Origin of the sequence: Flavobacterium sp. CF108 (assembly GCF_900129795.1) — a bacterium.
GTDB lineage: Bacteria > Bacteroidota > Bacteroidia > Flavobacteriales > Flavobacteriaceae > Flavobacterium.
Window position 1 is genome coordinate 113,665 of record NZ_FQWW01000008.1, and the last position, 24,296, is coordinate 137,960.

The following is a 24,296-nucleotide window of genomic DNA, read 5'->3' on the forward strand; positions in this document are numbered from 1 at the left end:
TTTGTGTCATCACTTTGCGTAGACGCACTGCTGTGCGTCTCTACGATATACTTTGTCTATAATTAATTTGCAAAAAACTTTGTCCCTTTGAACCTTTGCAACTTTGAACCTAAATCAACGAACCCTCTTCTTCCTATTCGTTTCATAATCTTCAAAAATCATTTCACCAAGACCTTTTAGTCCCGTATAAAATGCTTTTCCCTGATTTGCTTCTGTAAAATGATTGACAAATCGCTGTAAATACGGATCGTTTGCAATCATAAAAGTCGTAATCGGAATGTGTAATTTTCTGGCTTGCTGTGCCTGTGTGTAACATTTATCTACAATATATTCGTCAAGACCGTTGCTGTTCATATAATAGGAACCATCACGCTCGCGCACGCAGCTTGGTTTTCCGTCGGTAATCATAAAAATCTGCTTGTTGGTATTTCGTTTTCGACGTAAAATATCCATCGCTAATTGCAATCCGGCAACTGTATTGGTGTGATACGGACCAACTTGCAAATACGGCAAATCTTTAATTGGGATTGTCCAGGCATCATTACCAAAAACCAAAATATCAAGCGTATCTTTTGGATAACGCGTTGTAATTAATTCTGCCAATGCCATTGCGACTTTTTTGGCAGGTGTAATTCGGTCTTCGCCATACAAAATCATACTGTGGCTGATGTCGATCATCAAAACGGTACTCATTTGTGCTTTGTACTGCGTTTCTTCGACAACTAAATCATTTTCGGTCAGCATAAAACTTTCAACGCCATTATTGATTTGGGCATTTCGCAGACTTTCGGTCAATGAAATACGTTCTAAACCATCGCCAAAATTAAATTCGCGAAATTCTCCTGTATGTTCATCGCCATTTCCGGCATGTTTTGTTTTGTGATTTCCGTTTCCGGAACGTTTCAGATTTCCAAAAATCTGATCTAAAGCCTGCTGACGAATTGCGCGTTCTGTTTTAGCAGTGATTCCAAAACCGTTCGTTCCATCTTCTTTTACTTCGTCTTTTATGTAACCTTTCTTTTTTAAATCTTCGATAAAATCATCGATTGTGTAGTTCTCATCTGTTAGTTTATATTCTATATCTAGTTCCCGAAGCCAGTTGACTGCTTCATCAAAATCCCCTGAAGTATGGGTGATTAGCTCTTTGAAAATACCAAAAAGTTTTTCAAACGGAGACTGAAACGGGGCTTCGTACGACTTAAAATAAAAACCTTTTTTAAATTCGTTTTTCATAATTCTAAAATTAAGCCTTTTTGGAATTACGAAAATAGAAACGTTTATTAATTTTTAGTTAAAATATTTAACCAAAATTCACAGCTAACAGTGTTAGATGTAACAATTATTCAAACTTTCCATCGACATAAAACCAGGCATTATTTTCAAATTTAAAGGTTGAAAACTCATAATGAGTCTGCGGTTTATTATCGGAGTTTAAAAAATAGGCTTTAAACTCCACTGTATTTTCTGTAAAACTCAGAATTTCTAATTTTTGCCATTTATTAGCTGCGCCCCATTTTAGAATTTCTGTTTTCGAATAATATTTTCTTTCTGAAATGTAGGTCGTTTCCAAAAGATATTCAGCATTATGAGTCGCATAAGCCGAATACCTGGAACGCATTAAAGCCAAAGCTGTTGGTACTTTTTGATTGTTTTCAAGATACAATCCGCAGCAATTTTCAAACGGTAATCCTGTATCGCAAAAGCATTTATGCGTCGCCATCTACTTCTTCTTCTCCGTTAATTTTTACATGCAGCTGGTTTAATAAAACCTGATATCTGCTTATTTCTCTCACTTCTTCATCTTCTTCAGCAAAATCAATCATTTCGTCTAATACTTCACTTACATCTAATAATTTATTATTTGCTCCTCTGGAATCTCCTGCAGCAATTAAATCAATGATTTCCTGAACGCTTGCTTTTAAGGTTTCGAATTTTGTATTCATATATATGTTTGTTTTTTTGTTTCAGGTTTCAAGTTTCAAGTTACAGCAGAACGTGAAACTTGAAACCTAAAACTTGAAACTATATTTATTCCTCTGTTTTATTTTCGTTGAATTTCTTCACAATCTCTTTGAGTTTTTCTTTGCGGGAAACTTCGGCTTGTTTTTTCTTAGCCTGAGCTTTGTGCAATTTGTCATTGTGAATTTTGATATTTCGTTCGTTATTGCGTCCCATTATATTTCTCTTTTAATTTCTTCTAAATTCCTTTCAGTAAAAATCAATTCGTTGATAATCTGCTTTCTTAAATCGGCTATATCTTCATAATCAAAATATTTCGCCCACGAAGTTAATTGCTGCAGATTTCTAATTTGTTTTAAGCGTTTTGTGGTTTCAAAACTGGTTCTCAAAATCGCTTTTCCGTCGTAATTCGGATTCTTTTTATGCTGATAGTTTGCGAGATTCTTTTCAAAATCGGCTTCTATATAATATAGTTTCTCTTCGGCATTATCAGGATAAAATTCTTCCCAAGCAGCAAAACCAATTTTTGTTTTCGATTCGGTTTCCGGTTCACGGGCAGTTAAACGCCATTTACTGTTGGCTAATCTTCCCCAATGATTGGAAACGCGATACATTCCGGCTTCGGTATAATAATAAGAACTTCCTGCCTTGCTTTCAAACTGTTTTTTTAAACCTTCTATTTCATTTGGAAGCACTTCATTAAAAACACAAAAGGTATTCTTAAAAGAATTTGGATGTGGCTTAAAATTTTTCTGCATGTGCAAATATACTGAGATTGTCGCGAACTCCCTAAAACAAACCTAAATTGATTAACTTTGCGACTTCAAATTTAAAATATAAAACTATGTCTAAAGATTCACAAGAAAAAATGCCGCAAAAAGGAGTTTATACCGGCATTATCGAAAAAGATGAAAACAACAATTATTTCTGTGGTGAATATCTTTTAGATTATAAAATCGCTCATACTAACTTTAATCTTGGAGACTGGGTTACGATTAAATCTGTAATCGAAAATCCAAGCGACATTAGCTACGATAAATATCCAAAGAAATCTAAAAACTTCGATAAGGCGAATCATAAGCCGGAATAAGTTTTTTGTTTCAGGTTTAATGTTTCAAGTTGAAAAGAGAATATTTTAACGCAAAGTACGCTAAGATTCTTTTACTGTATTGCAAGCGGTATTAATAATACTAAGTTCGCAAAGCTGTTAACGTAAAGCTTTGCGAACTTTCCGTTTTTATAAAAAACATACTTAAAAAAAATCTTAGCGTACTTTGCGTTAAAATTTCGTCCTAACATTATAAAACCTATAACTTCTACCGAATATTTTTTCGATCAAAAGTGAAAAGTTAAAAAAAAGTGTACCTTTGCAAAAAATTTGTCGATTTGAACTAATTAATATCGATTTCAAACTAATAGACAAGTAGTTACCTTTTATTTATGAAAAAAATAGTTGAATACCGCAAGTTACTAAACGTAGAAAAAACTGCAGAGTTAAAAGATTTAAAAACAATTTATCGTAATGCGATGAAAGAATCTCATCCTGATAAATTTGTAGGAGACGACGCTGGTTTAAAAGAGGCAGAAGAAAAAAGTAAAACAATCATTGAAGCTTACCACTTTTTAGTAAGTATTCACCCTGATACTATTAAACTTAATTTACCTGAATATACAGAAACAATTTCAACTTGCACTATTACAGATTACAAATTTGTAGAAGGTCGTTTGATTATTGATTTTTCTAACGGAAGTGTTTACGAATACATCAGTGTTCCTAAAGCAACTTATGTGAAAATGGTAAATGCTGATTCTCCTGGAAGATTTGCAAAAAGACACATTTTGAACTCTTTTACTTGGAGAAAGAAAACAAATCAAGAATAAATTTATTCGAAAATAATTTAAAAAGCACTCTTCCTACAGAGTGCTTTTTTTATGGCTTACAATTAAAAAAATTATATATTAGCATTCAAAACAATAAATAAATCAGAGTTTTAAATCAAACTAACGCTTCAAAACACTTGATTACAGGACATTTAGATACAAAAAAACTATAACAAAATTTTAGGTTACAAAATTCTATATGTTTTATAATTTTAGATACTTTTGTTGCACAAATCAATTAACTAATTAATTTTTTATAATGAAAAAAATACTTTTTTTACTTACAGCTTCTGCAGCTATCATTTCATGCAGTAAAGTTAAAGACGGAGAATACCTAATTACTGGTACTGCAAAAGGAATCGAAAACGGAAAAACTATCATTCTTCAAGGTCAGGATCCTGCTACAAGAATGACAATTGCGTTAGATACTGTGAAAGTTGAAAATGGAAAATTTGAAATTAAAGGAAAAGTTAAAGAACCGGCTTTTCATACATTAATACTTCAAGGTGCTAACGGGCCAATCCCATTTATCTTAGAAACTGGAGAAATCAATATCGAAATTGATAAAGACAGTATCCATAAATCTAAAATTTCTGGAACTTACAATAATGACGAGTATGTAAAATTCAATGATGACCTTACAAAAACTCAAAAAAGTTTAATTGATTTCCAGAAAAAGAATACTACAAAGATGCAAGATGCCCAAAAAGCTCATGATACTGCAACTGTCAATGGCTTAATGAAACAATACATGGAAATTCAGACAGAAGTTCAGGCTAATACTAAAAAGAAATATTTAGCTTACGCTGAAGGTCATCCAAAATCTTATATCTCTGCATTGATTATTCAAAGTATGATTAATGATCCAAGCAATGATATCAAAAAAACTGAGACTTTATACAACGCTTTAGACGAATCTGTAAAAAATACTACTCCTGGTAAAGAAATCAAAACCAGACTAGGTCAAGCTAAATTGCCTGCAGTTGGTGCATCAGCTCCTCCAGTTGGCAGCGCTAAATGAAGAGCAGACTTTTCTGCGCCAAATCCGCAAGGAAAAGTAGTTTCGCTTAAAGAAAGTTTAGGTAAAGTAACTATCGTTGATTTCTGGGCTTCATGGTGCGGACCATGCAGAAAAGAAAATCCAAATGTTGTAGCTATTTACAAAGAATTACATTCAAAAGGATTAAACATTGTTGGCGTTTCTTTAGATAAAGATGCTGAACACTGGAAAGAAGCTATTGCAGCAGATGGTTTAACATGGACACATGTTTCTAATCTTAAATTCTGGGATGAACCAATTGCGAAACAATATAATGTTGAATCTATTCCTGCAACTTTTATTCTTGATGCATCAGGAAATGTGGTTGCTCAAGACTTAAGAGGTCCGGAATTGAAAGCAAAAATCGTAGAATTATTAGCAAAATAATCCTACTTTTTAAATAAAGTTAAAAAATCTCCCTAGTGGAGATTTTTTTATTTTATTCAATTCCAATGAATTAAAAAACAACTTTAAAATAACTTTAAATTAAGTTCTTTTTTTGTTTGCAAATGTAGAAAACGTTGCTATCTTTGCAACCGCTTAGAACAACAAAGCGCATCAATGCTGAGATCGGGGAGATACTCAAGCGGCCAACGAGGGCAGACTGTAAATCTGCTGTGTGAACTTCGCAGGTTCGAATCCTGCTCTCCCCACCAAAAGGGTAAAAGAAGCCGAAACGAAAGTTTTTCAATCTTTTCAAAAACCCGCAAAAAACGTGGTAAAGCCTGCAAATCGTAAGATTCGCAGGCTTTTTTCATTTATACTGTTTTTCAAATTTTTTAAAACCGAACAAAATCTCTATGGCAGAATCGTGGCATATAGTATTTTTAAAAACTAGAAAACCAGCAAATTTAAAGCCTGCTGGATCTAGGCAAAGAATTACTCAGGGCTGTGGCAAATAAAGTGATTTCTAGTATCTATATGCAATTCATGAATAATTTCAGTTTAAAATCAAAGAAATTCTAACATCATTAGCTGCCATCTATTCGGGTTCAATAAAATTCTGGATTTTTTCTATAGTAAGTGTTGGGTTGGCTCCTTCACTTTTAGCTACCAATGCACCTACAGCACATGCAAAATCAATTGCTTCCTGAGGATCAGCCTTATTAAGTAATTTACTAATGAGTGAGGCTAAAAAAGAATCTCCTGCTCCTACGGTATCCACAACATTAATTTCATAACCACTATTATAAAAAAGTTTATTTTCGTGCAGCAATACTGCTCCGTGTCTTCCTTTTGTCACGCATATACTTTTGGCTTTGGTATTCCGGGCTATGAACTGCAGATTCTGCTCTAAAGAATTATATTTAGACCCCATAATCCTGCTTATTTCAAACAATTCATCATCATTAAATTTAATGAAATCGGCCATTTTTAAAAGGGTAACTAAAAGATCGGCAGTATAATAAGGTTTACGTAAATTAACATCAAAAACAGAATAATTAGCCACACTAATCAAACTTAAAAGTGTATCTCTGGAGGTATAATCCCTGGCTACTAAGCTCCCAAAAACAAAAGCATCTGACTCAGAGACATTTCGTGTGGCTTTCTCTGAAACCGTGATTTTATCCCAGGCTCTTGGAAACATAATATCATAAGATGCTGAACCTTTTTCATTAAGCATGACATTCACTTTTCCTGTTTTAAAATCCGGTTTTATTTGAATAAGATCGGTTTTTATACCAAACTCTTTTATGTAAGACAACAATTTTTCTCCTTTATTATCAGTTCCTATCGCACTAATCATAGACACTTCGTTTCCTAATGAATGTAAACGGATGGCTACATTCAATGGTGCTCCTCCTATTTTTTTATGAGCTGGAAAAACATCCCATAAAACTTCTCCGTAACATGTTATTTTTGACATTTTTTTGTGATTTATTATAAATCCAGGAATATTTACAAACCTAAGTATCCCTGGATTAAAATTTTGAATTCTGTTTTATTTTTGTTAACGTTATTCTGATTGTGTAATCTGAAGGTTAGAAAAAATACTGTTTTGTCCCTCAGCAATTAATCCCCATTTATTCTTGTCCCTTCCGTAAATACGATTCGTTAAAGCCGCTTTTCCGTTAATGTAAAGTACAACAACACTTCCTTCAGCAATTATTTCAACATCATATTTTGTATTCACCTGAAATTGAAACGGTATTCTTGTTACTTCTTGTGAAGCAGAATTATATCCTATGATTTTACCTTTTGTTACATCAAAAGCAATTTTATAATAACTTCCTGTATCATTGGTATGAAAAACAAATCCCGAAGTACCATTTGTATTTTCTAAAGTAACCTCGGCTTTTATTTTAGCTTTTTTACCTATAGATTTAAACGTTACCGATGCTTTATTTGTTACACCAGATAAAGTATAATTTCCTGAAGTTGTGGTTACATTTCCTAAAGTCGCGTCAACCTCCGTAGTTATGTTTTTAGAAAATAAATCCTTTACTTTTTGTGGTGCCTGAGTTCCTAAAGTTCCATCAGAATTTTGTGTTAATTCATGAATCACCATATTTCCCGCCCAGTCTTTATTTCCAAGATCATTCTCAGGAGTTTTTCTGGCATTCCATCCAAAAATATATCTTTTATTTCCATCCGAAGCTGTTTTTCCCGCATAAAAATATTCTCCGTCAATCATGTCATTTTCTGGTTTAAGCCAAGGCCCGTTAATCGATGATGACATTCTGTAATGCGTTCCTTTTGCACTGCTCCAATTTTCTGAGAAAAACAAATACCAATAATTTCCCATTTTAAAAATATCAGCACATTCCATCATCAAATAATTCTCTTGCGGAGTTGTGGTATAAATTGGCGTTTGAATTTCCCATTTTCCCGAAGCCGGATCAGCACTTGTAAAATGCAATAAAACTGCTTTTCGTCCTTCAGTCTGTGTGCTCACCAGTATCGAATATTTTTTCAGATCCTCATTATAAAATATATGTGGATCTCTAAAATCATAATTATAATATCCGGCTGGTGCAGTAATTTTAAACGAAGAAACTTTTGTCCAGTTTTTCAAATCAGTACTTGTCGCGCACAATACACTTTCTCTTGCATTTGATTGTACAAAAGCCTGTGTTTCGTTGTGCCCGGTGTAATAAAAGTAATAAAGATTACCCACTTTTACAACTGATCCTGTGCCAATGGCAAAATCAGGATCAGTAGTTTTTCCGAATGGAATCATTTGCCCTTCGTAGGTAAAATGAGCCAAATCAGTACTTAAATATTCATGAATATCGTGAAACCCTTTTCCGGCAGGTTTGTTCTGCGCATCATGAAGAAAGTAAATATGGAATTTTCCGTTGTCAAAAAATGGCATAATATCTCCTGTATAACCTGCACTAAAATACGGATCGTTTCCTCCCATCCATTGCGAAGGCGGCACAGGATAAATACTGGTTATCTCTGAATTGCCTCCCGATGTTGAACCTCCAACATAAGCATCTTCCTGACTGCATGAAACAAGCGAAAAGAAAATGGAAGCCATCGTTATTATATTTCTATATTTCATTTTTATTGAATTCAAAGTAGATTAATTTTTAGCTAAATAATTGATGCTGTTTTGTGTCAAAAGCTTGATATTATTAATGAATTCATTAGCCTGACTTGGCACTCCGCTGCTGTTGGTTTCATTATACCAATCATAAGCTCCCATCGAAATCACGATCACATTTTTATCTGTCCCTGTGTTTGGAAACTCTGCAATTGTAACTCTTCCGTCAAGGGCATTATCCCAAGCTTCACTGGCTAAATTAGTTCCTCCGGTTTGGTTTCTCCAGCCTTCTCCATTGCCATAACCTCCCCATTCTGGTAAAAACCACCAAGCAGTATGATTTAAACGGAAAGTGCCGCTTTGCAATAAATTAGCTTTTCCGGTTTCATAAGTTGTCAATCCTTCAAAAATTGGATGATTCTCGTGCCCAACAAATGACATTCCCCATGAATTTCCGTCTACAAATCCGTTTGGAGGAAAATCTCCAAAAACATTATTCGGTCCTTTTCCTGAAGGAACAATTCCTAAAGCATCTACGTATTGAGAAGCAAAAGATGTTAAAAGTAAGTTCCCTCCGTTAGATCTGAAATTTTTCAAAGCCGTTGTTACCGCAGGATTGTAAGCTACAGAAGGCAAATTTGCGGCCGAATCAAAATGCCACCAAATAACATCGACCTCGCTTAAATCAGCACCATTTTGAATACTGTTAAATGAAATATATTTTGCTCCGTTAAAAGTTGTAAAGAACCAATCGGCAGCTGTGATTTCATCTATATTTGTAATTTCTGCTCTTGTTGCCGCAGTTCCTAAAAAGGCAACCACTAAACCTGTTACCGGTACGCCAACGTTAGCCGTGTAATTCACGCTTTTTCCGTTAGACGTTATCACAAAAGTTACCGGATTACTAAAATCAATCGCTGTTCCTGAAGCTGGCGAAATAGAAACTCCTTCGGTTAATTCGATTACAGGCTGCAAAGCTTTCAAATTGGTACCTTCAGGCAAAGTCATTGTGATAGTTTTATTTACATCATTGACTGTTGCAGCAACTCCATTAATTTTAAAACTCTTAATCGGACTCAAAACAACAACTGTAACTGTATAATCTTTATATAAATTGCCGTTTGTCACTCTAAACTTTACAGGATTTGTAAAATTAACAGGCGTTGTTAAATCAAGGTTTGATGTGGCGCCTGCCTGTAAAACAATTTCAGGTGTTACCGCTGTAATATCTGATCCGTAAGGCATCGTTACGTTAATCTTTCCTGATTTCTGATCGATTTCTCCTATTACTCCTTTTATTTTAAAAGAAGTAACATTAGAAGGTGAATTGACATCAAAACCGCCATTTTCGAAACTATCTTCACAGGCAGTTATCATAAAAACCATTGTCAATATCAAAGACACTTTGTTCCAATTTTTATATATAAATTTTCTCATATTGATGTTCTTAAAATAGATTAATAACCTGGATTTTGTTTGTACAATCCCTGACTGAAATTAATTTGCTTTAACGGAATTGGGCAATACTCTTCTTTATGAGCATCAAAAAAGGCATCCTGATAATAGGTACGTTTTGTTTTTTCTCCCGCATAAAAGTCATTTAATACCTGATCTGTAACACCCCAGCGAACTAAATCAAAGAAACGATTTCCTTCCATCGCCAGTTCTAAACGGCGTTCCCAACGCATGGCTTTACGGGCAAACTCTTGTGTCCAGTTGCAATTCACTCCATCAACATAAGTGTTGATTTTAAAGTTGTTCACATACGGAAGTCTTCCTGTACTCTGCGCCGCCCTTTCTCTAATTTGATTGATTAACGGTAAAGCTTCGGTTTGTCTTCCTAATTCAATCAGAGCTTCGGCACGCATCAAAATCACATCGGCATAACGAATTTGGATTCTGTTTTTTGAATTTCCATAAAACGGATCGATATTCACTACACAGCTGCAGCTTGGAGCTACGTTTTCTTTTAATGATGCAAAATATCCATATGTTCCCGGAGATCTTACCCAGGCTTCAACATATAAAAATTCAGGATCATATTTATAAGGCAAACCTGGCATTGCAACGGTATGATACAATCTTGGATCGACTGTATTTGCATTTATGTTTTTATAGTCAAAATCCTGATTGTTGTAGGTATCAAATTCTGGTAAACCGTTTGTTCCGGTTTTAAACGCATTCACTAAATTTTGACTTGGTTTATGAAAATCGCAGCATCCTAAACCTTGTGGAGTCGAAAGGACATCTGAGAAATTAAGTCTTCCGTATAAAGTTCCGTCATTGTCTGAAAATTGAATAGAAAAGATTGATTCTGCTCCGTTTTCATAAGTTCCCGGCAAAAAGTTATTGGCAAAATCAGGTTCTAAACTTGCTTTCCCAATTACTTTATCAGTCGCTGCAATTACTTCCTGCAAATGCTGCTGATTGATTCCTGTAACAGCAAATGTTTCGTCTTGCGTATAAGCCTGATACAAACGCGTTTTTGCTAAATAAGCATAAGCAGCTTTTTGAGTGGCACGCCCAACTTGTGGTTGTGTTTCCGGTAGATTATCGGCAGCAGCCTGAAAATCTTCAGCAATTTTGTTCCAAAGTTCTTCGTTTGTAAGTGCTTTGTTTGAAATGGTTTTGTAATCTTCCACAGGAATATCTTCTGTGATATAAGGAACATTTCTGAACATGATTTTCAGCATAAAATAAAAATGTCCTCTTAAAAAACGCATCTCGGCCATACGTGTTTTCTTCAACGGATATTCAGCTTCCGAAATTTGTTCTAATGCTTTTAAAGCTTTATTAGCTCTCGAAACTCCCACATAACTGATGTACCAAAAAGAATCTAATTCTCCAAAATCAGCTCTGATATTGTTCGAAACTTCAAAAAAGTGAAAATCCTGAATATCATTAGTTCCGCTCCCGCCTTTATAAGCATCATCTGAACGAACATTCCCAAATGGCCACAAACTGTATGGCGAATCATAGTGGTCATTTCCTAATTGTGCATAGGCTGCATTCATAAACCCTTCTACTGATTCCGGCGTCACAATATCTTCTTCAGATAAAACGCCTCGCGGATCATTTTCAAGAAAATCTGAACAGGAAACAAAGGTTCCAAGTACAAAAAAAGCTGTTATATATAGTATTTTTTTCATGTCTTTAGATTTAAACTTTTATTATAATGTAAAATTAAGTCCAGCCGTAAAAGTGGTTGGCTGCGGATATCCAAATCCTGCATTTTCAGGATCTACACCTGTAAAACTTTTAGCATCAATGATCAATAAATTCTGCCCGCTGATGTAAAATCTAAAGCTGTCGAAATTCATTTTTTTCAATAAATCTTTTGGCAGGCTGTAGCCAAATTGTAAAACACGCAGTTTAAGATAGTTTCCGTTTTCTACATAATAAGTTGAAAATCTTGATTCTGCATTTCTGTCTACTGTTGTTAAAGCCGGAATTGTAGAGTTTGGATTGTCTAAAGACCAAGCGTTTAACAAACGAGTTCCTTTATTAGAACCTACATCATCAACACTCCAAAAATCAGTTTGATATTTTGTATTATTAATCACATCAACATTACCTGCTCCTTCCCAGAAAGTAGTGAAATCCCAATTTTTATATCCTAATCCTAAATTAAATCCGTAAAGCAAACCCGGGTTTGGATTCCCAATCCAGGTACGATCTTTATCCGTGATAGTTCCATCTCCATTTAAATCTTTGTAACGAATTCTCCCAAGGCCTTTCCCTTCCTGAATAGCCGAGTTGTCTACTTCGCCCTGACTTTTAAACAATCCGTCGGCCACATAACCGTACATAGAATTAATTGGTCGGCCTAAAATATTATCGTTTAATCCGTCTCCGACATAATTGTTTTTTACTTCATCCGGCAATTGTGTAATCTTGTTTTTGTTTGCCGAAACATTAGCAGAAATATCATATTTTAATCCAAATGAAGTTTCATCATGATATCCTAAAGTAAATTCCCATCCTTTATTTTCCATCGAAGCTCCGTTTACCCAGCGGTTTCCACCTTCGCCAATTACTCCTAGATAAGGTGGCAAAACCAAAATATCTTCTGTTTTTTTGATATAATAATCAACAGATCCGCTTAATTTTTGTTTGAATAATCCAAAATCTAAACCGATGTTGGTTTGTGTAGTAGTTTCCCATTTTAAGTCATCATTACCGGATTGCGTTGCGATAAAACCAGACGGAAGCAGACCATTTCCGTTTCCTGCAATATCGTAAGCCGTACCAAAAGAAGTTGCCCAGGTTGGACTTCCGCCTGCGTAACTTGCCAAATACAAACTGTAAACAGCAGTATTGCTAATTTCCTGATTTCCAGTTTGTCCCCATCCCGCACGCAGTTTTAAATCAGAGAAAACAGGGGCATTATTTTTAATGAAATTTTCATTGCTGATTCTCCATCCTGCTGAAACTGCCGGAAAGGTTCCGAATTGATTATTTTTTCCAAAACGGGACGAGCCATCACGGCGAATTGTAGCCGAAAGCAAATAACGATTATCAAACTCATAATCAGCTTTTCCAAAATAAGAAAGCAATGAATATGTTGTTGATGTTCCACTTGTAAACGATTCTCCAGTTCCTGCATCTGGATACATATAATCCGGTGTTTCGATTAAGAAATCGTTTTTACGTAAAGTCGTTGTGTCGTAAATGTCTTTGTACATCTCGGTTCCAGCCATTAAATTCAAATTGCTTTTTCCGAAATTCAAACTATAAATTGCAGTGTTTGTCCACGTCCATTTATCACTCACCGATTGATCAATTGTAACCGATGTTTGGTCGTTTTGCAAATAACCCGATTTATAACTTCTTTGTAAAGTCCGTTTTTTGTAAAACCCGTAATCGATACCAAAACTGGTTTTGACGTGAAGATTTTTGATGATTTCTAAATCGGCATACGCATTACCAAAAAGGCGTAAATAATCGTATTTATTGTCTTTATTATACTCTAAAAGACGCACCGGATTTTGTCTGTCGTTCATTCCGCCTACTGGTCCGCCCCAGCCTTTTCCGTCAACGGTGTGTACGGGAATAATTGGCAAAGCACGAAGCGCAGGGTCTAAAACTCCGGGATCTGTAACCTCGTTCGTACGATTGAAACTAAAGTTTTCGCCGATAACTAATTTGCCATCAAAATATTTATAAGAACCATTCATCCTGGCAGAAATTCTTTCGAAATCAGTTGTTTTTACAACACCTTCATTTCCGTAATAACCCAAAGAAAAAACATAACTTCCTTTATCAGATGCATTTGAAACTGATAGATCATAAGAATTTGCTGTTCCGGTTTGCGAAATTGCATCGTACCAATCTGTATTTGAAGCTTTAAGAGTTTGATCTGCATCTAAATATTCAGGAACCAAAACTTTATTTAATTGTGGTTTGTTGTTATTTACCGACCAGTCAAACTGGTAACGCAGGTTATTATTGTTTGGATTTAATCCATCGTTAATATTTGCCTGCCATAAAACCTGACCAAATTGATCTGCATTTAGCACTTTCTGCTTTCTTGAATAATCAGAAATAGAAGTATAAGTGCTAAAATTAATTCTCATTTTACCTTCTTTTCCTTTTTTGGTCGTAATGATAATTACACCGTTTGAGGCACGAGAACCATAAATACTTGCCGAGGAAGCATCTTTTAAAACCTGAATCGTTTCAATATCATTCGGATTCAATTCATGCATTCCGGACTTGGTTGGCATTCCGTCAATTACATAAAGCGGGTCTGTGTTGTTTAAAGTACCTACACCACGAATCACCACTTTTGTATTTGCACCGCTCGGTGATCCGTCAGACGAAATTTTCACCCCCGCTACTCTTCCTTGTAACGCTTTAATTGGATTTGGTTCCGGTTGTTTCATAACTTCCTTCATGTTTACAACAGCAACGGCTCCGGTAATATCCGTTTTCTTTTGTTTTGAGTATCCTGTTACAACAACTTCATTCAGTTGATTGTTATCGAGTTTCAAAGTTATTTTGAACATTTTTTCTCCTTTAACAGAAATCGATTGCGGTGTAAATCCGATAAAAGAAACAACAATTACGGCGTCTGAATTTATTTCCTGGAAAGAGAAATTTCCATCAAAATCTGTCGCTGTACTGGTATTTGTACCAGAGATAGTTACAGTTGCTCCCGGAAGCGGCATTCCGTCATCTGACGAAATTACTGTTCCTTTAATCCCTCCTTCCTGTGCTGTCATAATCAGCATCGGAAAAAAGAAAAATAGAAAATAAATAATTTTGGTTTTCATAGTTAGTAGTTTTGGTTAGTTTATATTTAATTGGTTAAATACGAGATTACTCAATTCGATTCCTTCATTTGAAGAAACAGACAGAGATGTAAAGGACTGGTTTGAGAAAAAGATTTCGGTTATTACTTTTTCGCCATTATTGTAAAATATTTCAATTGAAGTTTTGTCTAAAACGATTTTAAAAACACCTTCTTTTTGATTTCCATTTAACGCTGCTTTGGTAATCGTTGCAGCAAATTTTTCTGAGAAATCGTTTTTTCCAGATTTTGAGCGATCCACAAATAAATAATGATCTGAATTATTGATTCCGAAGGTCAAAGATCCACCAACTGCGTTTGAAAGTGTAAAAGTGTATGTATCTTGTTTTAAGTTTTTTAAATTAAAATTGATAATTGCCTGAGTTAAATCAATTTTTCCTGCTTCCGGAATCGAAAGTTTCCCTTTTCCTTTCAGGGTTTTTACTTTAAGGGTTTTAGAAACATATTTGTTTATTTCTTTCACTGGATTACTAACTAAACTATAGTCATTTCCTTTTTTGATTAACTGAATTTCACGAGCAATTGTAGTAGCGCTTCTCCAACCAAAAGTTGGTACTTGTTGCGCATAATCCCAATTAGACATCCATCCAATAAATAATCGTCGCCCGTCTGCACTCGGAACATTATTCCAGGTTACGCCTGCATAATTATCTTTTCCGTAATCAATCCAAACGGCTTTTTCCTTTTCTACTCTTTTGGCAAAATTTGCATCAAGCGTAAAAGTTTTTCCGTCAAAATCTCCAATGAAATACTGCGTTCCTGAACCTCCATTGGCTCCGCCTGGATTTAAACTCTGAATTAAAACCCATTTGGTTTCATTCGTTCTCTGTACTTTTATCTGAAAAAAATCCGGGCATTCCCAAACGCCACCGTGAGCTCCGATATTTTTTCCGAAATCAGATAAATATTCCCAGTTTTTAAGGTCTTTCGATTTATAAAACTGAGATCTGTCCTGGGCTGCCAAAATCAATATCCATTGTTTGTGCGTTTCATCCCAAGCTGCTTTTGGATCACGAAAATCACGAATTCCGGGGTTTTTCACGACAGGATTTCCTTCCTCAAATTTCTGCCATGTAAAACCGTTGTCATTCGAATATGCAATATCCTGCTGTTCGACATCAATTTTGTTTTCTTTTTCTTTTGTCATATTATGCAGCGTATAAATCGCTACAATTGGAGCTGTTTTTCCGGTGCCTAAACCTGATGTATTATTTACATCTACAACAGCACTTCCTGAAAAAATATATTTGTCATTGTCCGGATAAATTGCAATTGGCTGTTCTTCCCATTTTATTAAATCTTTGCTGATTGCGTGTCCCCAATGCATTGGTCCCCATTTATTTCCATCAGGATAATGTTGATACAATAAGTGATAATATCCGTTGGCATAAAACATTCCGTTTGGGTCGTTCATCCAGCCTTTTTTTGGTGTAAAATGAAAGTTTGGACGGTACATTTTTTCTTCTGCAGGAGTTGACACTGAAACAGCAGTCGTTTGTGCAGCAGCCGAGTACGGTTTACAACCTCCTATTGAGAGTATTACTGCACTATAAAATGCGAGCGGCAGATGTTTCTTTGATTTCATGTTTTTTGGTATTTTTTTTGGTTAGATTTTCACTTAATACTTCTAAAGAAATGCCTTTGGTTTCAGGCATCATAAAAATTACAAACAGCAATTGAAGCACCATCATCAAAGTGAAAATTAAAAAGACGACTTCCGGGCCAATTTCTGAGAATAACATTGGAATTAAAGATGGAATAATCGCTGCCAGAACCCAATGTACTGAGCTTCCAAAAGCCTGTCCTGAAGCACGAATGTGATTTGGAAAAATTTCTGAGATGAAAACCCAGATAACGGCTCCCTGCCCAATGGCATGCGAAGCAATGAATAAGAAAAGGAAAACAGGTACTGATAATCCTCCCCAATTGTAATAAAAAGAAGCCGAGACTAATCCCAAAGAAATAATATATCCAACAGAACCAATGTACATTAACAACTTTCTTCCTAATTTGTCAATTAATGCCACACCGATTAAAGTAAATATAAGATTCGTAATTCCGATTCCGATGCTGCTCAATAATGCTGTATTTTGTCCTAAACCTGCTTCTTCAAAAATTCTTGGCGCATAATATAAAAAGGCATTGATTCCTGAAAACTGATTGAAAAATGCAATTAAAAAAGCCAGCATTAACGGAAAACGGTATTTTTTCATGAAGATATTTTCGTGTTTAGTAACGCCATTTTCTCTTGAATCGTCCATAATGTCTTTAAGATTTGCCGACGGATCAATTTTAGACAACACTTTACGTGCTTCTTCATCTCGGTTTTTAGATAATAACCATCTTGGACTTTCCGGAATCGTAAGTATAAAAAGAATATAAATAAAAGACGGAATAGCCTGAACTCCAATCATCCAGCGCCAGGCGTTTTCGCCAATATCTTTTAAAAAGTAATTGGATATAAAAGCAATTAAGATTCCTAATACAATATTAAACTGATATAAAGCTACTAATCGTCCGCGTTTGTCAGCCGGAGCAATTTCAGAAACATACGCCGGAGCAGCAATGGTTGAAGCACCAACACCTAAACCTCCAATAAATCTAAATGCGGCAAAAACATAAGGGTCATTTGCAAAAGCAGCACCAATGGCTGAAAGGAAATATAAAATCCCGATCCAGAACAGTGTTTTTTTACGGCCTATTTTATTTGTTGGGATTCCTCCAAAAATAGCACCTACAACTGTTCCCCAAAGTGCCATTGCCATAACAACAGATCCGTGAAAAGCATCAGATGAATGCCAAAGAAGCTGCAATTGTTTATCAGCTCCCGAAATAACTACGGTATCGAAACCGAATAGAAAACCTGCCAGTGCAGCAGTAACAGACCAAATCAATATCTTATTCATTGTACATGTATTAAAAACTTGCCGCTAAGATATCCGCAAAAAAAACAACTTATTTTTAATGATGTTACAATTTAATCCTATAATTATTGATAGTTTGATACTTAAACAGCAAAGCCTTTATTTACAAGGCTTTACAGGATTTAAAATTTATTTACGAAAACCGTGTAGTTTCGATTTTGTTACATTAGGTTTGAAATTGATACTAGATTTGCTTGAAAAAGGAACTAAGTAACAAAGGTACTGAGGTTCTAAGTTGTTAAAATTATAAGTACAGAAGATTTTAGGTTAAAATTTTAAGAACTATTTCTCTTTTTTTGAACTGCCTCCAGCTTCAGCTAGAGATTATAGGATTGGTCATAAATGCGGCTTTAGCCAAAAGCTAAAGCCATTCTTGCCTTTATTTTATAACTCCAGCTGAAGCTGGAGGCAATTTAAATCTCCTAATCTCTCACAAAGGTGCAAAGCTTAAACATAATATTGTTATTTCGACGAATGAGACCCGAGCGATAGCGGTCTTTTCGAGATTAATTCTATTTATTTCCCAAGGTTGAAACCTTGGGCTATGGACATTGAACTGAAGCTGGAGGCAATTTAAGATCTTCTAATCTCTCAAGATTCTAACTAATTTGAAGATTTGTATTCCTTTGGTGAAATTCCAAATTTATTTTTAAAAGCTGTAGAAAAGTAGTTTGGAGAAGAGAATCCAAGTGAGTAGGCTATTTCAGAAATATTCATCTCATTTGACTTTAAAAGCTCTGCAGCCTTCTCTAATTTTACATTATTAATATGATCGCTGATATTAATCCCGATAATGGCTTTTACCTTTCGATACAGCTGAACTCTTGAAACTCCAAGTTTATCAGCTAAATCCTCAACCGAGAATTTAGGATCTTCAACATTCTTCTTAATAATATCATTCATTTTGGTAATAAATGATTGTTCCTGATTGCCAAATTTAGACTCAGGTTCAACGCGATAAATATTATTGGTATAATAATAACGAAGTTTCTCTCTGTTGAAAAGCAGACTCGAAATAGATTGTTTTAAAATCGAAAGGCTAAAAGGTTTGGTAAGATATTGATCTACGCCGCTTTGCAATCCTTTCAAAACAGATTCCTTGTTGCTTTGCGCTGTTAAAATAATAATTGGAATATGTGACGAACGTAAATCTTTTTTCAATTCTTTACTAATCTCGTAGCCGTCTTTGTCAACCAAATTAATGTCACAAATAATGATATCGGGAACAATTTCCATTGCTTTTTCAATAGCATCGCTTCCGTCAGAAGTATGAACCACATATTCGTTTGATAATTTTGCTTTTAGAAATGTAACCAAATCTATATTGTCTTCTATAACCAAAAGAGTATGTTTTTCTGATTCAGAAATTACATTTGCTTCACTTAAATCAGATTCAATATCTAAATTATCTGTAATTAAATTTGGGGTTATATTATTATTTTCGGCTTTATTTATAATTTCCGAAGGCTGTAAATGACTGTTTCCTTTTAATAAGGTAATTACAAATTCGCTTCCTTGTTTTGATTTTAATTCGATAGTTCCCTGATGCAAAAGCACAAATTCTTTTGACAAGTGAAGTCCAATTCCTGAACTGTTTTTATTATTATTTGAAGCTCTGAAAAACGGATTAAAAACGTTAGACAATTCATTTTCAGGTATTCCAATTCCTGAATCCTTAAAACTAATTTTAACTGTATTATCTTGATTTTCGATTATCGAAATAGTTATTTTTCCGTTATCAGGCGTAAATTTGAAAGCATTCGAAAGCAGATTGAAATATACTTTATCCATCAAACCTTTATCAATAAACAGCTCCACGCTTTTATTTTTGCACGTAAGCTGAAAATCAATATTTCTTCGTGCAGCTTCGCCTTTAAAGTTGGTCATTACTTCGTTTGTAAAATCATAAATCTTAGTATTTGAAGCTCTTAACGTAAATTTTTGCTCTTCAATTTTTCTAAAATCCAATAGCTGATTTATTAATCGCAGCAATCTGTTTGAGTTTTTATGAATCAGTTTTACTTCATCAATAAGTGCTGTTCCTTTAATTTTTTCATTTTCAATTAACGACTCCACATAACTCATTATCAAAGTTATAGGTGTTTTAAATTCATGTGAAAGTCCTGTAAAGAAATTCAGTTTTGCTTCATTGCTTCTTTCCGCAATTTTTGCCATTTCCTGAATTTCATTATTTTGGTCAATTACAGTTTGATTAATCCTTTCGAGTTGTTTTTTCTTTCTTGAAATAGAAATCGTTGAATAAATACTATAAATCGTCAAACTTAAAATAATCACTAGAAAAAAGCTCAGTAACCTAACCAGATTATTCTGTGAAGCATATTCTCTTTCCTGTACTTTTATCGCTCCTTGCTGCGATTCAATAACTGTTTGCTGCTGATCGACTTTATCCATTTGGTTTTCGATAATTTCAGCATTATTTCGGTCGATAACAATTGTATTGAGGATATTATTTTTAGAAATTGGCTCTTTATTATACATTTTCAAAGCCAGTTTCAACGCTTCGTTTCCTCCTGTCGGATATAAAATAGTTCCATCCAAAACACCATTTTTCACCAATTCTATTCCGCCATTTACTGTATTCAGTCCATCAACACCAATAAATTTAATTTTCTTTTCTAATCCAACCGTTTTTGCCGTTTCCCACGCACTTAAAGCCATACGATCATTATGGGCAAAAATATATTCAATGTCAGGATTTTGTAAAAGAATTGTTTTTAAAGGCACTTTAACCGATTCTCCTTCCCAATCGCCATGAATGATATTTTCAATTTTGAAACGCTTATTTTCATTGATTATCTGATCAAACCCGAGGCTGCGCTCATACGCTGGCGAAGATCCATTTGCTCCGGTAATTTCGATAATTTTACCCGAGCCTTTACTGTGCGAAATAATATATCTGGCGGCAATTCTGCCAATTTCTATGTTATCGGCTCCAAGATAAGCGGTGTAGTTTTCGCCATCAATTTTACGGTCTACTACAAGAACCGGGATTCCGGCTTTTATCGATTTTTCGACAACGGCGGTTAAAGGTTTAGATTGAATTGGAGATACAATAATAACATCTACTTTATTAGAAATGAATCTTTCTATGTCTTCGATTTGCTTCTCGATATTATTATTGGCGTCGCTAATTTTTAAATCGACTTCAGGGTGCAGTGAAGCTTCAATTTTAATGGAGCTGTTCATTTGTTTGCGCCAATCATCAGTGGTCATTGCCTGAGAAAACCCAACTTTGATTTTATCTCCCTGTTTTTGTTTGCAGGAAACTAAACTTAATGATGCTAAAAAAAGCATCAAAATATATTTTACAAATTGATACATGAAATTATAAGTTTATGTAAATGAAAATGAGTCCTTAAAAATACCTTCTTGTACCAACAACTTGTCAAAATAATTAGGAAGGATTATTTTGTGATGACAAGTAAGAAAGGTATATAATTTAGAAAGTAAAATTAAACTTTTATTTCATGTAATTGTAAAATAAAATTTTCTCACACCATATCTACTACTTCTCTAATTTTTGCTGTCAACTCTGTTAATTTTCATAAGATATTTTCTTTTAGGAAGAATCAGACTAACGATTTTAGGACTGAGACAATTTAATAAGTTACTATCTGCAGATATTAAAAGTATGCTTCTTTTGATCCTCTAATCCTGCTATAAATGGTATCAAAATTTCTACTAAAAGAAAGTCCTAACTTTTTGGCTGCCGCATTTTGCTAAGGTTGGATGGTAACAAACTTCACAAGTCCCAGTTCCAGATGGAAAAACTTCTTTTCTTTCCCCATTCACAATAGAATATTTTATTTAAAAATAATTTGGCTATCATTAAAATATACATTAAAAAAATTTGCAGCTATCCGAATCTGTTTCATTACGATATAATAAAAAAATGCATTTGCAATTCATTTAAAGTCTTCAAATCTTCCAATAAGTGGTTCGAATTTTGTACCGTCAGAGTCACTTAAAAAAAAACGTTAAAACATCAGTTTTAGCGTTTTTTATGCATTTTTCTTTCATCACATAAGTTTTAACGCATCAGATTCAAAAGTTAGGGATTAGGCAAAATTTGCACCAAAATTTCTAAGAACCTTTAGTACATTGATAAGAAAAAACAGATGGGACGAACGTAAAAAAACAAAGCCACTAAAATACAGTGGCCTTATTTTCCTTTCTGTGAGCAATAAGGGATTCAAAAGTAATTTTGAAAAGAAAATTATATTAAAGTTCTGACTTTAAATTTATTTTACCTTTCTGAAGCCCTTTACCTGTTACTTCCAATTGGATTGCACCTGCAGTTTTGACTGCTTTAACCAGGACCACAAGTTTACCGCTGAAAAGCTTCATTTTATTCTGGTGAAATATTTCTAATGATGTGGCATCACCATTACATGCTGCTCTGTAAGTGGCGGCTCCGGTTACTTTAAATTGTAATTCATTAACAGCTGTAGGACACGGAATTCCATTTTTATCTACTACTGAAACCGTTACAAAAGATATATCTTCACCATCAGCTTTGATAGTTTGGCGATCTGCGTCGAGCACAATTTTATATGGATCTCCAGCAGTTTTAATCTCGTTTTCTGCTGCTATTTTTCCATTTGAATCAAATGCTGTTACTTTTACAGTTCCAGGTTCATATTTTACATCATTCCACATTAAACGATAACGATTCTGCGGACTTGAATTATTTTTTTTCTGTACTCCCATACTTTTTCCATTTACAAAAAGCTCAGCGCTGTCGTAATTGGTGTAAACGAAAACCGGAGTAATTTCGCCTTCTCTTCCTTTCCAGTTCCAATGTGGCAGAATATGAAGCGTTTTATCCGTTGTATTCCATCTGCTTCTGTAAAGATAAAAACGGTCTTTAGGAAGTCCAGCCAAATCAGAAATCCCAAAATAAGAACTTCTTGATGGCCATTTTTCGTCATAAGGCGTTGGTTCTCCTAAATAATCAAAACCTGTCCAGACAAATTCGCCAATAACCCACGGTTTGTCATCCTGAAGTACAAAATCTTCATCTGGAACATTGGACCAACTGCAAGCTTCAAGATCATAAGACGAACATTGAAAATCATCATATTGTTTTTCTTTTTGCTGCACAACCGGAAATTTATAAATTCCTCTTGAACTTACTGTTGAAGCAGTTTCTGAACCTAAAATAAATCCTTGTGGGAATGATTTATAAGCTTCTTCATAAAGATGAACTCTGTAATTCAATCCGGGAACATCTAATAAAGATCCAAAACCGGATGCCATAGTCTGTTTTACCTGATCCATTCCCACCGTTACAGGGCGCGTAGGATCTTCTCTATGAAAAACATCCTGCAAAAACTTCGCTCTTGTCAAACCCTCGGCTCCGTATTGATCGGGAACTTCGTTTCCTGAACTCCACATTACAATACAAGGATGATTGCGTGTCGCTCTCACTAAATTCACAATATCTTTTTCTGCATATTCTTCAAAAAAGCGGTGATATCCGTTTTGTACTTTTGGCTTTGCCCATTCATCAAAACTTTCTGCAAGAAACATAAACCCTATTTCGTCAGCCAATTCAAGTTGTTCAAAAGAAGGCATATTATGAGAACTGCGAATTGCATTACATCCCATATCTTTTAGAATCGTCAACTGTCTGCGAAGTGCTGCTTTGTTTACAGCCGCACCAAGAGGCCCCAAATCATGATGAAGACAAACTCCTTTAAATTTTGTCACTTTACCATTAAGGCTAAATCCTTTATTGGGTTCGTATTTAATAAATCGTATACCAAATTTTATGTTTTGTTCGTCTTTTAAAGTTCCGTCGGACGCATATAATTTGGTTACTGCCGTATATAAATAAGGTGTTTCAGGACTCCATAAATGAGGGTTTGCAACTGACATTATTTGATGGAATTTTCCACCCTTAATTTCTGTATCTTTCTGTGTTGCTACTACATTATTATCGGCATCTTTTATTTGGGTTACCATCGCCCCATTACTGCCAATAACCTCAGCTTTAATATCAACAATAGCATTATCCGCTTTCATTTCCGGAGTCGTAATAAAAGTGCCCCATTGTACAAAACTTTCCTCCTCTTTTACTTCAATGCTAACTTTTCTATAAAGACCTGCACCGGGATACCATCTTGAAGAAAATGGCAAATTGGTCAATTTTACAGCCAATACATTTTCTGAACCTACTTTGAGATCGTTGGTAATATCGATATAAAAATAGCTGTATCCGTAACCCCAATTTCCTATTTTTTTTCCATTCAAATAAACCTGAGGTTCACTCATTGCGCCTTCAAAAATAAGAAGTGCTTTTTTTCCTTTTTTAAATTCCGGAAGCGAAAATGTATTGCGATACCAGCCTGTTCCAATATGCGGAAGTGCTCCGGTACGACCCGTTTTTTCGGTAGGAATTTTTTCTCCGTTTTGTTCAATTGCCGAAACTTGTTTATCCCATTCTTTATCAAAAGGTCCGTAAATTGCCCAATCGTGAGGAACACTAACTTTTTCCCATTTTGAAGCATCAAAATCTACAGAAAAAGCATCTCCTTTTACTGCTGCAGAAAAGCGCCAGTTATCTTTTAAAATAACTGTAGTGGATTGTGACATCATTTTTCCAGACGAAAAAACAAGTAGAAATAAGAAGAATATTGATCTAAAAATTAATTTCATTTTCTGTTT

17 protein-coding genes, 1 tRNA gene and 1 pseudogene are annotated in these 24,296 nt (G+C 34.7%); 5 read left to right on the top strand and 14 right to left on the bottom strand.

The genetic code is table 11. The features are described from left to right. Positions 1–114 precede the first annotated feature (114 nt). The 5 genes from BUE10_RS20185 to BUE10_RS20200 all read right to left on the bottom strand — a co-directional run bounded on the left by BUE10_RS20185 (position 115) and on the right by BUE10_RS20200 (position 2,717). Complete coding sequence (locus tag BUE10_RS20185; protein ID WP_073488367.1) at positions 115–1,233, bottom strand: vWA domain-containing protein; 1,119 nt, start codon at positions 1,231–1,233, stop codon at positions 115–117. 106 nt (positions 1,234–1,339) lie between these two features. After that, a complete protein-coding gene (locus tag BUE10_RS20190) occupies positions 1,340–1,720 on the bottom strand; it encodes a YchJ family protein (RefSeq protein WP_073488370.1) in 381 nt (126 codons plus the stop codon). Next, entirely contained in the window at positions 1,707–1,943 is a 237-nt protein-coding gene (locus tag BUE10_RS20195) for a hypothetical protein (protein ID WP_073488373.1), read from the bottom strand. Before BUE10_RS20195 ends, BUE10_RS20190 begins: the two co-directional genes overlap by 14 nt. A gap of 85 nt (positions 1,944–2,028) precedes the next feature. Next, a complete protein-coding gene (locus BUE10_RS24140) occupies positions 2,029–2,175 on the bottom strand; it encodes a hypothetical protein (protein ID WP_091290999.1) in 147 nt (48 codons plus the stop codon). Beyond that, positions 2,175–2,717, bottom strand: a complete 543-nt coding sequence (locus BUE10_RS20200) for a hypothetical protein (RefSeq protein WP_073488376.1) — start codon at positions 2,715–2,717, stop codon at positions 2,175–2,177. Before BUE10_RS20200 ends, BUE10_RS24140 begins: the two co-directional genes overlap by 1 nt. An 86-nt stretch (positions 2,718–2,803) precedes the next feature. Here BUE10_RS20200 and BUE10_RS20205 point away from each other — a divergent pair, with 86 nt between their 5' ends. The 5 genes and pseudogenes from BUE10_RS20205 (at position 2,804) to BUE10_RS20225 (ending at position 5,535) form a co-directional block, all read left to right on the top strand. Next, a complete protein-coding gene (locus BUE10_RS20205) occupies positions 2,804–3,049 on the top strand; it encodes a hypothetical protein (protein WP_073488378.1) in 246 nt (81 codons plus the stop codon). A gap of 350 nt (positions 3,050–3,399) precedes the next feature. Next, a complete protein-coding gene (locus tag BUE10_RS20210; RefSeq protein WP_053474414.1) occupies positions 3,400–3,840 on the top strand; it encodes a KTSC domain-containing protein in 441 nt (146 codons plus the stop codon). Positions 3,841–4,099: 259 nt separating this feature from the next. Then, on the top strand, positions 4,100–4,861 hold the full coding sequence (locus BUE10_RS20215; protein WP_073488381.1) for a DUF4369 domain-containing protein: 762 nt from the start codon (positions 4,100–4,102) through the stop codon (positions 4,859–4,861). 18 nt (positions 4,862–4,879) lie between these two features. Beyond that, positions 4,880–5,266 (top strand): annotated as a pseudogene (locus BUE10_RS24375) (peroxiredoxin family protein); the annotation flags it as partial. Positions 5,267–5,451: 185 nt separating this feature from the next. After that, positions 5,452–5,535 (top strand) — tRNA-Tyr (locus BUE10_RS20225). Between the two features lie 326 nt (positions 5,536–5,861). On the opposite strand, the gene BUE10_RS20230 is transcribed toward BUE10_RS20225, so the two are convergent. From BUE10_RS20230 to BUE10_RS20270, 9 genes are all read right to left on the bottom strand, one after another. Beyond that, positions 5,862–6,746 (bottom strand): carbohydrate kinase family protein, encoded by an 885-nt coding sequence (locus tag BUE10_RS20230; protein ID WP_073488383.1) that lies wholly within the window; start codon positions 6,744–6,746, stop codon positions 5,862–5,864. A 90-nt stretch (positions 6,747–6,836) separates the two neighbouring features. Next, a complete protein-coding gene (locus BUE10_RS20235; RefSeq protein ID WP_083598208.1) occupies positions 6,837–8,387 on the bottom strand; it encodes a glycoside hydrolase family 32 protein in 1,551 nt (516 codons plus the stop codon). Between the two features lie 21 nt (positions 8,388–8,408). Continuing rightward, on the bottom strand, positions 8,409–9,806 hold the full coding sequence (locus BUE10_RS20240) for a DUF4960 domain-containing protein (protein WP_091290783.1): 1,398 nt from the start codon (positions 9,804–9,806) through the stop codon (positions 8,409–8,411). 20 nt (positions 9,807–9,826) lie between these two features. Next, on the bottom strand, positions 9,827–11,518 hold the full coding sequence (locus BUE10_RS20245; protein ID WP_073488392.1) for a RagB/SusD family nutrient uptake outer membrane protein: 1,692 nt from the start codon (positions 11,516–11,518) through the stop codon (positions 9,827–9,829). Between the two features lie 21 nt (positions 11,519–11,539). Then, a complete protein-coding gene (locus BUE10_RS20250; protein WP_073488395.1) occupies positions 11,540–14,644 on the bottom strand; it encodes a SusC/RagA family TonB-linked outer membrane protein in 3,105 nt (1,034 codons plus the stop codon). 15 nt (positions 14,645–14,659) lie between these two features. Further along, positions 14,660–16,267 carry a glycoside hydrolase family 32 protein gene (locus tag BUE10_RS20255; protein ID WP_073488398.1) on the bottom strand — a complete coding sequence of 536 codons (1,608 nt, stop codon included), beginning with the start codon at positions 16,265–16,267 and terminating at the stop codon, positions 14,660–14,662. Then, the gene (locus BUE10_RS20260; protein ID WP_073488400.1) at positions 16,230–17,588 is read right to left on the bottom strand and encodes a sugar porter family MFS transporter; all 1,359 of its coding nucleotides are present in this window, start codon (positions 17,586–17,588) and stop codon (positions 16,230–16,232) included. The genes BUE10_RS20255 and BUE10_RS20260 overlap by 38 nt, the downstream gene beginning before the upstream one ends. A 621-nt stretch (positions 17,589–18,209) precedes the next feature. Further along, on the bottom strand, positions 18,210–20,948 hold the full coding sequence (locus BUE10_RS20265) for a substrate-binding domain-containing protein (protein WP_073488403.1): 2,739 nt from the start codon (positions 20,946–20,948) through the stop codon (positions 18,210–18,212). 900 nt (positions 20,949–21,848) lie between these two features. Further along, entirely contained in the window at positions 21,849–24,227 is a 2,379-nt protein-coding gene (locus BUE10_RS20270; RefSeq protein WP_234984777.1) for a DUF4982 domain-containing protein, read from the bottom strand. Positions 24,228–24,296 lie beyond the last annotated feature (69 nt).